Source organism: Cytobacillus sp. MT66, from assembly GCF_058792595.1.
Window position 1 is genome coordinate 75,520 of the sequence record NZ_JBXAFB010000003.1, and the last position, 12,060, is coordinate 87,579.

The following is a 12,060-nucleotide window of genomic DNA, read 5'->3' on the forward strand; positions in this document are numbered from 1 at the left end:
CCTTGCTTACCTCCCAGCCTCCGTTTTTTCAAGGACTGAAGAAGCAGCAACAATCAACGCATCAGCTGCCTTCACACCCTTCTCATAAACAATGATCGGATTGATATCTAACTCTTCAATTTTCCCTTCTGCCTCCATCACTAGATCGGATACGTTTAGAAGAACATTCATAATGGCCTCAAGATCAGCAGGCCCCTGTCCCCTGACTCCTTTCAGAATGGCCTTTCCTTTTATCTCCTCAATCATCTCGGCAGCATCCTGCTTAGTTAATGGAGCCACCCGGAAAGAGATATCCTTAAAGGTTTCGACGAAGATTCCGCCAAGACCAAACATAATCACTGGCCCGAATGCCGAATCATTTGTTACACCAACAATGATTTCCGTGCCTTTTGGGAGCATTTCGTGAACAGATACACCTGCGATTTGAGCGTCTGGGTTATATTTTTTCGCTGAATCGAGGATATCGGCAAAGGCCTCGGTAACTTCATGGTCATTTTGGATCTTTAATCTAATCCCGTTTGCTTCTGTTTTGTGCGGGATATCTTTGGAGTCAATTTTTAACACAACCGGATAGCCGATTTTATTTGCGAGATCGACTGCCTCCACTGCTGTTGAAGCGAGGGCTTTTTTTGCAGTCGGGATCCCATAAAGTTCCAGTATCTGACTCGATTCAAACTCACTTAGGGCCGATCCATTTTTCAATAATTCTTGCATGGTTTGCTTTGAATCATGCTGACTTGTGCTGTTTCCTGCATCTTCTAAACTAGCAATTTGATGTTTTCGGTATTTCTCGCTATACTCTACTAGTTTTGCCAGTGAACCAATTGGATTTAAGTCGCCTGTAATAACCGGGATCCCGTTTTTCTCCAACCCTTCCGTCCCATCTGGCAGGGACATTCCCGCTAACGGGAAGCTAGTAATGAGAATAAACTTATCTGACTGTTTACATGCATCAATAAATTCCTTGAGCAGCGGATGATCCTTCCCCCATTTCATTGGAAACTCAGTGAACACGATATTATCAACCTCGGGATCTTCCAGCAGGGCTTTTAGCGGTGCAATAAATAGCTCTGGATTTGTTACAGATGCAGCCGCTGTTAAATCAATCGGATTAGATGCACTTGCAAATGCTGGGATTGTTTGTTTGATTTTTTCCCTCGTTTTCTCTTTAAGCGGGAGGATATGAAGCCCATGTGCTTCACAGCGGTCAGCTTCATTGATGCCACGCCCGCCCGAACTAGTAATAATCACTGTGTTTCGTCCTGTTGGCAGTTTCCCAGATAGGAAAAGTTTTGAGAATGAGATAATTTCTTCATAATCATTCGCTCTGACAATGCCTGTTTGTTTAAAAAAGGCATCATAGATTTGATCTGAACCTGCTAATGAACCAGTGTGTGAGGCGGCTGCTCTGCTTCCAGCGGAACTTCTTCCGGTTTTCATAACAATGATAGGTTTGTTGCGGTTTAAAGCTGCTTTAGCTAACTGGCGAAGTTTAGCAGGATTTTTTGCCCCTTCTAAGTAACCGCTGATCACCTTTGTTTTTGGATCATGAATCATATACTCTACGATATCCTCAAATCCCGTATCCATTTCATTTCCTACGGTGACAAAGTAATTGAATGACAATCTATGCTGTGCTGCAGCCATATACGTGAGTACACCAAAGGCACCGCTTTGAGATACATAGCCGACCGCTCTCTCGTCCTGCAGCGGATAGCTCATGACAGCTGGTGAAAAGGTTCCTACCAGTCCATTAATGGTATTTACGAGGCCGACACAGTTTGGTCCGATTAGGCGGATTCCATGCTTTTTGGCAATCTCAGCAATCAACTCCTGCTCTCTTGCTCCCTCTTCGCCAATCTCGGAATAGCCGGAAGCAAAAATAATAGCGGCCTTCACCTTTTTCTGGGCACAATCCTCGATACTTTGCTTTACTTGACTCGCACTTACACAAAATATGGCTAGATCAACAGATTCCGGAACAGCTACGAGCGACGGATAACAGGTTAACCCGCAAACCTCATCTGCTTTTGGATTAATCGGATAGATCCTGCCGGCAAACTGGCCGTCCAGCAAAGCTTTAACCTGGATATATCCCAGCTTATTCGGATTCTGTGATGCCCCTAATACGGCAACAGAACGCGGATAAAATAATGGGTCAAGGCTCACTTGGGAAACGCTTTCATCAATCATGTTTCACACCCCTTTTAAAAATTTGTGAATTTTCTGCTATTATACGAAAGGGATTTTTAACCACACGAAAAAAAATTCCCATTATATTATTTAATTGTTAGGCGGTAAAAAAATAAAAAAATAGCGGAAAACCGCTATTCTATCAACAGCAAAAAAAGTTTTGATTTTTTTATGTACGCGATTGTCCCGACATTCATTCATGACCGCCTCGACAAAGGGAATTGATAAGCTCGGAAAATTATTTTCAATTAATTAAAATAAAGCTTTGTTAAACCTAGCCGTTGATTTCCACTCCAGGCGCTTCGCTTTCCGGGGGGCGTTTTGCGAGCCTCCTTGTCACCTACGTTCCTGCGGGGTCTCGCTTCAACGCTGATCCACCAGGAGTCTACACACCTTCCGTTCCAATCAACTAAGTTGCTAAAATAAATTACCTTTCACATAGCTAAAAATAAAAAGACCCTAAAGCATTTCTTATGCCTAGGGTCCTCATTATTGAAAGTAATGCAGCCATTTCTGCACCTTATATAGAATTTTTTTAGATGGAACCTTAATCCCTCTTTCAATATGACTTAAATAAGAAGGAGAAATCCCCAATTCCTCTGCCACTTGGGTTAAAGACAACTGATGCCGATCCCGAACCTCCCTCACCTGAACTCCGATGCTTTCGTCGGTTTCTTTGGCGGCTTGATTCTGAAACTGCACGTTGTTTTTTCCCTGAAGATTCTTTTTAATAGGACGATAGTGTTCCTTAATGGATTCTGGCGGAGAAATGATAATCATCGATTGAAGCCAGATCCTGCCCCAGCCTTTTTGGTCAGCGATTGACTCCTCCCATTTTTCATAATACCAGGACTCAATAACTCCATCCTCCTGCAAGGTATCAAGTGCTTTTTCCAGCCGTTCCCTTGTGCGAGACGGGGTTCGTTCGTTCATTTCAGCTCCAAGAGCTTCAAGGAGCGTCGAGACTTTGTTTGGCTGTAAGAATTGTCCTTTTCTGGCCTGAATTCTCCAGCGCCAGCTTAAATATCTTGCCAGCCTTTTTTCCCAAGTTTTCCGATAAGGGTCATAATGCAGGACCTTCAATGGAAGAAGGGCCACTTGCCGTCCAGACCCGACTAATAATTTGGCAAACACTTTATCTACTTTATATCTTATCATCTTATCGGATATTTCATTGGTAACAGGGCACTCCTTCCTGTCTTCATCAACGAAGATAAATGCACGGCCCTCAAGTTTCGTTTCAGCGCGCCTTCCATTTTCATAAAAAACAGCTTTATCTAGGCTTATCCATAACTTCTGAATAATTGAAAGCGATTGCAAAACTTGATTGCGCTGTTTCTCCTCGTAGCCGCCTCGCCTGCCGTCTCCTCCTAATTTTGGCTTTAAGCCCCTGATAGCAAGCAAATCGTCAAGCTGAATTTCTACTATGTCCTCTGAATGTTTGGCATTTGATATAAAAAACGTACAGAGCGCGTCCAATATATCCGCTCCCAGGTCAGAAAGAGCTTTTATATCTTCCCATGTCTCTTTTACAATGGTGTGATGTTTTTTAAATGAATAATGGTCTTTTTTAAAAGGTTTAATTTGCAGCAAGCCTTCCATGTTTCCTTTAACAAGGGAAACCGTTGGCCATAGTGATTCATCAGTTTTACTAAATTTCAGTTTATAGAATGCTTCTCGAACAGATTGATATAACGCATTATTCAGCACATAAATACAGCTTTGTGCTGCCGTATGAAACGTTAATTCATTTTTTATATTAGCAGATGGAAAATCATGGGGGAATAGACCCTCCTTACATGTAAGCAGGGATTCAATTTGCTGAATTGAGCTGTTTTCAAGATTAAAATACTCAATAACTTTCTTCACCCAGTCCAACGTATATTTATTAACAATATCTGCGAATTTTTGGATGAAGTCGTGGTTTTTAGTTAAATTTTTCGAAATGTGTTCATAGAAAAGATCATTTAATTCCTTTTTATCCAGCTGAGCTATTCGACTGGGACCGAGGGATTGGGCCATATCTTCAAGTACCCACTCTGTTAAGTGAATCCGGAACCAACTGCAAAAATGTTCCCACACATGATTGTCCATTAAAAAAGTGTCTCTCTGTAAAATATCATTAATATTCTGGATTGATTGTTTCTTTAGGTGTTTATCATTAAGAATAGAGGAAAGAGCTGGTGAAAACTTTTTATTTTTAATAAGCAGATAGGTAACGATATTTTCGGCAATTTGCCAGATTAATCTTTTTCTTGCCACAAGGCGAAGGCTATTAAATACCGGAGCACTCTCTTGGTATACATGGTCCCAGATGACAAAAGAATTTGATCCTCCCAGTTCTTGAAAAATGGGGATGTCCGCGGGAGACCCTGTCAGCTGATCTAATTCTATATTTCTGCCATCCTGCGATTGATCTTGTTCATAGATACAGAGAATAAGAAAATGATCGATTTGAGCTGATAATTTTTTTGCTATGTGTGGATCGCCTTTGCCGCCCAACTGAATCTGACCGGAACGATTATTAGTTAACATTATTACCTCCTCGACTTTTGTATAATGAAAATACACTTTTCAGACAAGGAAATGAGCTAATTAAAAGTGTAGCATAGGCTTATGTAATATTCAATGTTTTCTGAATATTACTGTTGGGAGTTGTAAAATAGAGGGTTATTCCAATAAATAAGACTGGTATTCTGACAAGTTTGTTCATTTGCCGGATACTCTTGTCAAAATCAAGGGCTCTTTCTGACAGACATGAATCCTTTTCCCTTGCTCTTGTCCGAATAAAACTGAAAAAACACGGAAGGCCGGTCTTTTTTCCAATTAGAAAACAAAAGAACGGCCACTTGTTAATATTATTTGGTAAAATGTTCATTACTATTAAATACAGGGTTTTGCTGATTCGGCAAGTACCATTTTTGATCGATTTGAATATGGTTTTCCGCTAGAAGGGTTTGAAATTCTTCCATAAAAACTCCCCGGGACATATCACAGGATGGACTGCTTTGAATGCCGAGAGTTCCAGCGATTTGAAAGCCAGATTTTAGATATTCCTTTATTTGTTTGATGATTGGCGTTAAAATTTGCCGGCAGTGGCGCCGGTATTCTTCATTATCATATTGTTCATACGTCATCGGCGGCCGGTCTAAACCAAGAAAAGTAAACTCTGGACATGGCAGCTGGATGATGCCAAACCCTTCTTTTTGTATCCAATCCACTGCTGAAGGGATCGCACCCATGCTTCTTGCTTCACCTTCAATCACAGTATTTTGATTTAAGATGCAATGAGAAACAATAATTAGTTTTTTGCTACGTTGCATGATCATGACTTCCTTTATATAATTTTTGGAATAAAGGCAGCTTTACAATGATGAACATGACTAGTAGACACGTAACAATTTTGTCAACAAAGTTGCCAGTAATCCGAGATATGAAGGTTGAAGCAAATATCGTTTCCCCTGAAGCCCTCAGCCAAAGAACAACGACGTCCATCCCGCTTCCATTAAGCCCTCCAAAAACACCTACGGCGATAGGTGTCCCAATCAGCGGGGCGATAATCGCTAATAAAAATCCGGTTACTAAAGCAATGTACCATTTCGCAAAGTTAAATTTTCTTGCCATGAAACCAACAACGATGGCAATGGCTACATTAACCAGCCCGAAAAAAATAGCTGTTGGACCTGTTGTTACTCCAAGTACAATATTTGTCAGCAAGCCCGTTAATGCACCCCACCACGGACCAAACAGGACAGCCATTAAAACCGTTCCTATCGTATCAAGAAATAATAGCGGGATTTTCATAGCGGATACGACTGTCCCTAAGACAACATTCATGGCAATGCACAGGGCGCCATAAGTCAAAATACTTGTTTTCCTTTGGTCCATTCACAACTCCCCTTATTTTAAAAATGGTTGGCCGATACCCCTATTTATATTTTGCTAAATCCGGATTATTTCTGTTTTATGAAAAAATAGAAGCATGGTTCGCGGTAAAAGAACACCCATTCCTATAACTTAAAGGCCGTTTTAGCTTATACTTCTAAATAGGGAGTTCAGCTGCAGCTGATGAATACATTATTAACCAAAATACCAGGAGACCAATGATGGAATATATGAAGGAAGTTATAAAAAATATTCAAAACGATGATCAATTGCTATTTACATACGATCCGCGTCCTTTGAATGAGGATATAAAAAAATACCTTGAATTTTACCATTTGCCATCAAAAAACATTACGTACTCTTACGGTTATGAAAAGGCAGCGAGCGAACGGCTGTTTATCCAATCCTTTCGTCCTTTAAAGGTTAAGGCAAACATCCTTCTTCTTCACGGTTATTATGATCATGCTGGAATTTTAGGCAGAGCCATCAGGTTTTTCGTTGGGCAAGGTTTTCATGTACTAACCTTTGATCTGCCGGGACATGGATTGTCGAGTGGTAAACGGGCAATAATTACAGATTTCTCCTTCTATAGGGACAGTGTCCGGGAAATCGTGCACAAGCATCTATCCCCAAGCCCTTTTCCGGTTTACTCCGTTTCGCACAGCACTGGGGCAGGTGCTGTTATCGATCACCTGCTAAACAGCGAGGACAGATCCCCTATTGAAAAAGCAGCCTTCATAGGACCGCTTATCCGTTCCTATCGATGGGAGGTTACGACCTTCGGAATGAAGCCATTAAAGATGGTTACCCCAGAATTAAGAAGAGTTTTTCGAAGTAATTCATCAGATACTGATTTCTTGCGTTTTATAAAGCAGGACCCGTTGCAGCATAATAAAGTCCCGCTTTGCTGGCTGGAAGCATTAATGAAATGGAATGAATCACTAAAGGAAAGAACGCCTAGCCTGACCCCCATTCTTGTGATCCAAGGAAAAAAGGATACCACCGTGGATTGGCGCTATAATATCGCACTTTTGCAGGAAAAGTTCCCAAATATCGACGTACAGCTTATAAAAAATGGGAAGCATCATTTATTGAATGAGAAAGAGCCAATCAGAGATCAAGTGTTCTCTTCCATTCATAAATTTTTTGAAAAGGTCTAAAGGCCGATAAGCATTAAGCATACCCATCAGTCTTATAGAACCTTTCATTATGTTTTTTTCAAGACTCATTTATTGGTGCTGCTGAGCGGGCTTGGTCCAAAAAAACAAAAAGCAGAGCGGTTCTCTGCTTTTTACTCTTTCCTATTTTAGGAACCTTTCTCAATCCAACCAAGCCTAATGAATCCTAGATTTGTTCGTTTGACAGGATAGCTGTTACCTGGCTTGAAAGTGTTCCGCCGTTGCCGTGGACAAGTGCAATATCGCATTTTGACAATTGGCGCTCTCCGGCCTCACCGCGTAGTTGTCTTACTGCCTCCGTTATTAAGAAAATTCCCAGCATTCCCGGGTGCCCACTTGAGAGGCCACCGCCATTTGTATTCACAGCTAACTCTCCGCCTGGAGCGATACGGCCATTAGAAATAAAAGCGCCTCCCTCCCCTTTTGGACAAAATCCTAAATCCTCAAGGAATAAAATGACATTGATTGTAAACGCGTCATATAACATTAATAAATCAATATCAGATTGTTTAACACCTGCCATCTTAAAAGCACTTTCACCTGAAAACTTAGCCGACGTTTCAGTAAGATCAGGCATCTCGCTGATTACTCGATGGGAATGAGATTCCCCCGCGCCGCTTAGATAAACGGGTTTTTGTTTTAAAGAGCGGGCACGTTCAGCCGATGTTAATACAACCGCTCCCCCGCCATCGGTCACAAGGCAGCAGTCTAGTTTATGAAGCGGTGAACTGATCATTGAAGAATTTAATACATCTTGGATAGTGAGAGGCTCTCTTTTTGAAGCCTTTGGATTTTTCATCGCCCACTGTCTCGCTGCTACAGCAACTTCTGCTAGCTGTTCACTTGTTGTTCCATACTGCATCATATGGCGTCTTGCAGCGAGCGCATAAGAACTTATTGGATACATAGCACCAAATGGTTCCTCAAACGGGTTCTTTTCTGACATGCTCACTAATTTTCCAGCATCGCTTCGCTGGGAGCTTCCATAACAAATCAGTGCAACATTACATAGTCCCGCCGAGATGGCTGCTGCGGCATGCAATAAATGAGAAACAAAGGAAGATCCTCCAATCGTAGACGAATCAGTATAAGTTGGAACGATCCCAAGGTATTCCCCTAAAGAAAGCGTTGGCAAATAATAATAAGCAGAAGAAGAAAAAAGTCCATCTACCTCTGATTTATCAATTCCAGCTTCATCCAATGCACGTTTAGCAGTGATCGCCATCATGTCCAATGGAGACAGTTCCGGAGTATACCAGCTATCTGTTTCAGCAATCCCAACAATAGCTACTTTCCCTTTAATACTCATAATGTTTTTTCCCCCTCTATGACACGAAAAACTGGAAAGGTGAATTCTTCTGTAACCTTTTTAAATTCCACTTTTACGGGTTGATTCATCGCCAGGTTCTCTGGATCTTCGGTTCCTACGATATTTCCCATTACCCGAATCCCCTCGGCCAAATCTATTAAACCAACGACGTATGGTACATCATTTTTAAATACGGGATTAGTCGTTCGATAAACGACAGTAAAGGAATAAATCTCTCCCTCTCCTGATGCCTCATGCCAGGTAAGATTTTCCGACATACACTTGGGACAAACCACTCTGGGATAAAAAATGGATGACTGACAATCGCCGCATTTTTGAAAAATAAACTTTTCCTCATTTAAAGCCTGCCAATATTTTTGTGAAACCTCACCTTTTACCTGTGGCAATGGTTTATTATATTCCATTAAGCACACTCCTTTTTTAGTTAAGAAACGATACATATTCCTGAAATAAGACCAGCCTACCTATAATTATTAAAACATCTTAATTGAATAAGAATCAATACATTTCACTGAATATATAGAATATTTAATATTTTATCTTGGCATTAAAAAAGCATTATCATCATTCTATTTCCTGCTATAATCAACAAAAGAGCAAAAGCTATCGAACCGTACCATTCAATTTTTGCCATATATAGACTTTGAGTACTGGAGAAGATAAGTATGAAACGTGTTTTACAAAATTTTATAAAAGGAATTCTGACGAGTGTCCCAATCATCTTAGTCGTTTACGTCGTTTATCAGCTATTTATGTTTTTAGATGGGTTACTGGGTCATTATTTAAGAGCTTATTTTAAAGAAGATTACATTCCCGGAATTGGTTTGCTGCTCAGTTTGATCCTAATCACCATTTTAGGCTGGTTATCGAACAAAGTATTCACGGGAACTATATTTCGGATCATTGACAGATTACTAGAAAAAATTCCGCTCATTAAAACACTTTATTCAGTGAGCAAAGATACGATCTATTCATTTCTAGGCGAGAAAAAATCCTTTTCAAAAGTGGCATTGGTTACCATTCCCGGAACGGATATGAAATGCATTGGATTTATTACAGCCGAGGATTTAGAGGGATTTTACAATCCGCTAAAGGACCATGTTGCTGTCTATATCCAACAAACCTTTCAAATCGCTGGGCTTACGCTGCTCATACCGAAGGAGCAAGTTGAAATGATCGATGTAAAGCCGGAAGACGCAATGAAATTTGTTGTGTCAGGCGGTATGACCTCCAAAGAGGGATCAGCAACAAACCAAAGAGCTGTATCACCTGATTAAAGGGAACAGCATTGAGCATGTATTTGATCCACTGGTACTGGTAGTATCCAAACAGGTATTTAGAAAAAACAAAAAGCAGAGGCCATCTCTGCTTTTTGTCTTCCCTAGTTTAATTGCTTAATAAACTCCCTCATAAATCCTGGCAAATCTGGCCATGCATGACCGGATACGAGGTTTCCTTCTACATGCAATGGGTTTTCAATATAGGTCGCCCCTGCTGCTTCGACGTCCGGTTTGCATGCGATGTACGCAGTCATCTCTCGTCCTTCTAAATATTGACGAACTGTTGTCAGTACTAGGCTCGCATGACAAATGGCTCCAACCGGTTTGTTCTTTTCAAAGAAATGTGCAACAATCCGCGGAACGTTCTCATTTAGACGAATGTATTCCGGCGCTCTTCCTCCAGGAATTATTAGGCCATCAAATTCTTCTGGATTCACATCCTCGAAGGCTACCTGAGAATCAATTAGGTATCCTTTGCTTTCTGTATACGTATCCCAGCCTATGAAATCATGGACAACGGTTTGCAGCTTCTTTTTGGAAGGTGCAGCAATGGTGACCTCATACCCTTCTTCAAGGCAGCGAAAATATGGATAATAAATTTCCAATGCTTCTACGGCATCACCAGCAATAATTAGTACCTTTTTAGACATATGTAATTCCTCCTTTCAAAATTGGCAAAAATGCCCTTATTTATATATTCTTGAAGGTTTCTAAAATTCCTTTGATTTTAAAAAAGTTGCCAGTATGGACAAGCAAACAAGCAGAAACAACAAACTTTAATATATCTATATTAATTTTATAAAATAGGGGGTGATTATTTGATTGATAATCGTATTGTTAATGGCGGATTTGAGACGGGAATGATCTCACCTTTTACAGGTAACAGAATCGCTATTGAAAGCTCATCAAGCCATTCTGGTCCTTTCAGTGCGAGATTAGTAGGCGGAACAAGCACCAGTTTTCTTTCACAGCTGGTCCCTGTATCTCCAGGTGAAAACTTTGAATTCTTCGTATCCCTCGCTAAACTCGGAACGAATACCAGTGCTTCCATTTCCATTGTCATTTCATACCTGGATAGCAGGTCTAATATATTAGCAACCCCATTAATGATCAATATTCCGAGCGGCCGTCTTACAAATGATTGGATTGAAATCTATCGGACAACTACTCTTGCACCCGATTCCACTACACATGCACGAGTAGTGATTACAAAGAATTCTGCCTCATTTAATAGTGCAAGTGTTCTTGTTGATGATGTAGCGCTTCTGGCTGTTTCCGCATCCGTATCAGGCGGTGATTTAACGGTGGGCGGCAACGCAACTGTACATGGAAACCTAATGGTGGAAGGAACAACTCAATTAGGGAATGAATCATTTAGAGATACAGTAAAAGTAGTTGGAAATCTGGAGACACTATCGAATACCAGCTTTTTCGGACCAAATAATGTATTCACTGGCTCCATTTTCCTTTCCAATAATTTAGAAGTCGGAAGTGAAATCATCGGCAGCGGGAAAATCACTGCCTTCACTTTGGATTTATTCGGAAGCGAATCAACTACTGATACTTTGGTCGTCCGCTATGGTGACCTTATCGTATCGGGGTCAGGATTTGGTGTTGTACTAAGAGCACCGAATGAATCCCTTTGGAGATTAACAGTTGATAACAGCGGCAACCTTTGAACAGAACCTTTTAATTAAGAATACTTTCATCAGTCATAAGTATATTTTTTAAAGCAAAAAAGGATAGATAAGGTCATATAACTCTTTATCTATCCTTCCCAATTATCTTATTATTTTAATATTTCCATGCTGAATTCTTTTTCTAATAAAATTCATCATAAATAATTTAAAACCTTTTCTTGTCGGCGGGAAAAGCAGCAAAAAGCCCGTAATATCAGTAATGAAACCAGGTGTTAATAATAGAATTCCGCCTATTAAGATGCATATTCCATCCAAAACGGCACTGCCTGGGATTTGTCCCAGCCGCATTTGGTCCTGAGCCTTCTGAAGTGTTTGCAATCCTTCTCTTTTTGCTAAATAAGCACCGATGATTCCAGTTGCTAAAATGACTAGTATTGTCGGCCAAATTCCAATGGTTTTTCCGGATAAAAGCAGCATGGCTATTTCTGCCGCAGGAACAATAACAATAAATAAAAATAAATACCGCATAATGGACTCCTTCCAATCGGGTTAAT

Annotated in this window: 11 protein-coding genes; 3 read left to right on the forward strand and 8 right to left on the reverse strand. The window is 40.6% G+C overall.

Annotated features, from left to right (window positions below):
- Positions 1-6: 6 nt before the first annotated feature.
- The 4 genes from AC1Q59_RS06295 to AC1Q59_RS06310 form a co-directional block, all read right to left on the reverse strand.
- The gene (locus tag AC1Q59_RS06295) at positions 7-2,193 is read right to left on the reverse strand and encodes an acetate--CoA ligase family protein (RefSeq protein WP_492364948.1); all 2,187 of its coding nucleotides are present in this window, start codon (positions 2,191-2,193) and stop codon (positions 7-9) included.
- A 489-nt stretch (positions 2,194-2,682) separates the two neighbouring features.
- Positions 2,683-4,728 (reverse strand): helix-turn-helix domain-containing protein, encoded by a 2,046-nt coding sequence (locus AC1Q59_RS06300; RefSeq protein ID WP_492364949.1) that lies wholly within the window; start codon positions 4,726-4,728, stop codon positions 2,683-2,685.
- 323 nt (positions 4,729-5,051) lie between these two features.
- Positions 5,052-5,516, reverse strand: coding sequence for a CD3072 family TudS-related putative desulfidase (locus tag AC1Q59_RS06305; protein WP_492364950.1), 465 nt, complete (start codon positions 5,514-5,516; stop codon positions 5,052-5,054).
- Complete coding sequence (locus tag AC1Q59_RS06310) at positions 5,506-6,081, reverse strand: CD3073 family putative ECF transporter S component (RefSeq protein ID WP_492364951.1); 576 nt, start codon at positions 6,079-6,081, stop codon at positions 5,506-5,508. Before AC1Q59_RS06310 ends, AC1Q59_RS06305 begins: the two co-directional genes overlap by 11 nt.
- Positions 6,082-6,296: 215 nt before the next feature.
- Between AC1Q59_RS06310 and AC1Q59_RS06315 the strand changes: the two genes are divergently transcribed.
- Positions 6,297-7,238: an alpha/beta hydrolase gene (locus AC1Q59_RS06315; RefSeq protein WP_492364952.1), complete on the forward strand. Its 942-nt coding sequence runs from the start codon at positions 6,297-6,299 to the stop codon at positions 7,236-7,238.
- A gap of 184 nt (positions 7,239-7,422) precedes the next feature.
- Here AC1Q59_RS06315 and AC1Q59_RS06320 read toward each other — a convergent pair whose 3' ends face one another.
- Both AC1Q59_RS06320 and AC1Q59_RS06325 read right to left on the reverse strand, forming a co-directional pair.
- Positions 7,423-8,565, reverse strand: coding sequence for an acetyl-CoA acetyltransferase (locus AC1Q59_RS06320; protein WP_492364953.1), 1,143 nt, complete (start codon positions 8,563-8,565; stop codon positions 7,423-7,425).
- Positions 8,562-8,990: a Zn-ribbon domain-containing OB-fold protein gene (locus tag AC1Q59_RS06325; protein WP_492364954.1), complete on the reverse strand. Its 429-nt coding sequence runs from the start codon at positions 8,988-8,990 to the stop codon at positions 8,562-8,564. The genes AC1Q59_RS06320 and AC1Q59_RS06325 overlap by 4 nt, the downstream gene beginning before the upstream one ends.
- A 261-nt stretch (positions 8,991-9,251) precedes the next feature.
- Between AC1Q59_RS06325 and AC1Q59_RS06330 the strand changes: the two genes are divergently transcribed.
- Positions 9,252-9,863, forward strand: a complete 612-nt coding sequence (locus AC1Q59_RS06330; RefSeq protein ID WP_492364955.1) for a DUF502 domain-containing protein — start codon at positions 9,252-9,254, stop codon at positions 9,861-9,863.
- A 104-nt stretch (positions 9,864-9,967) separates the two neighbouring features.
- Here AC1Q59_RS06330 and AC1Q59_RS06335 read toward each other — a convergent pair whose 3' ends face one another.
- Entirely contained in the window at positions 9,968-10,516 is a 549-nt protein-coding gene (locus AC1Q59_RS06335; protein ID WP_492364956.1) for a DJ-1/PfpI family protein, read from the reverse strand.
- 168 nt (positions 10,517-10,684) lie between these two features.
- Here AC1Q59_RS06335 and AC1Q59_RS06340 point away from each other — a divergent pair, with 168 nt between their 5' ends.
- Positions 10,685-11,545: an NTTRR-F1 domain gene (locus AC1Q59_RS06340; RefSeq protein WP_492364957.1), complete on the forward strand. Its 861-nt coding sequence runs from the start codon at positions 10,685-10,687 to the stop codon at positions 11,543-11,545.
- Between the two features lie 102 nt (positions 11,546-11,647).
- On the opposite strand, the gene AC1Q59_RS06345 is transcribed toward AC1Q59_RS06340, so the two are convergent.
- A complete protein-coding gene (locus AC1Q59_RS06345) occupies positions 11,648-12,034 on the reverse strand; it encodes an FxsA family protein (RefSeq protein ID WP_492364958.1) in 387 nt (128 codons plus the stop codon).
- Between the last annotated feature and the right edge of the window lie 26 nt (positions 12,035-12,060).

What these genes read in the sequence shown, in the direction of transcription:
- AC1Q59_RS06295 (WP_492364948.1), bottom strand. Translation starts at nt 2,193, where the DNA reads ATGATTGATGAAAGCGTTTCCCAAGTGAGCCTTGACCCATTATTTTAT.
- AC1Q59_RS06300 (WP_492364949.1), bottom strand. Translation starts at nt 4,728, where the DNA reads ATGTTAACTAATAATCGTTCCGGTCAGATTCAGTTGGGCGGCAAAGGC.
- AC1Q59_RS06335 (WP_492364956.1), bottom strand. Translation starts at nt 10,516, where the DNA reads ATGTCTAAAAAGGTACTAATTATTGCTGGTGATGCCGTAGAAGCATTG.
- AC1Q59_RS06325 (WP_492364954.1), bottom strand. Translation starts at nt 8,990, where the DNA reads ATGGAATATAATAAACCATTGCCACAGGTAAAAGGTGAGGTTTCACAA.
- AC1Q59_RS06345 (WP_492364958.1), bottom strand. Translation starts at nt 12,034, where the DNA reads ATGCGGTATTTATTTTTATTTATTGTTATTGTTCCTGCGGCAGAAATA.
- AC1Q59_RS06330 (WP_492364955.1), top strand. Translation starts at nt 9,252, where the DNA reads ATGAAACGTGTTTTACAAAATTTTATAAAAGGAATTCTGACGAGTGTC.
- AC1Q59_RS06305 (WP_492364950.1), bottom strand. Translation starts at nt 5,516, where the DNA reads ATGCAACGTAGCAAAAAACTAATTATTGTTTCTCATTGCATCTTAAAT.
- AC1Q59_RS06315 (WP_492364952.1), top strand. Translation starts at nt 6,297, where the DNA reads ATGATGGAATATATGAAGGAAGTTATAAAAAATATTCAAAACGATGAT.
- AC1Q59_RS06310 (WP_492364951.1), bottom strand. Translation starts at nt 6,081, where the DNA reads ATGGACCAAAGGAAAACAAGTATTTTGACTTATGGCGCCCTGTGCATT.
- AC1Q59_RS06320 (WP_492364953.1), bottom strand. Translation starts at nt 8,565, where the DNA reads ATGAGTATTAAAGGGAAAGTAGCTATTGTTGGGATTGCTGAAACAGAT.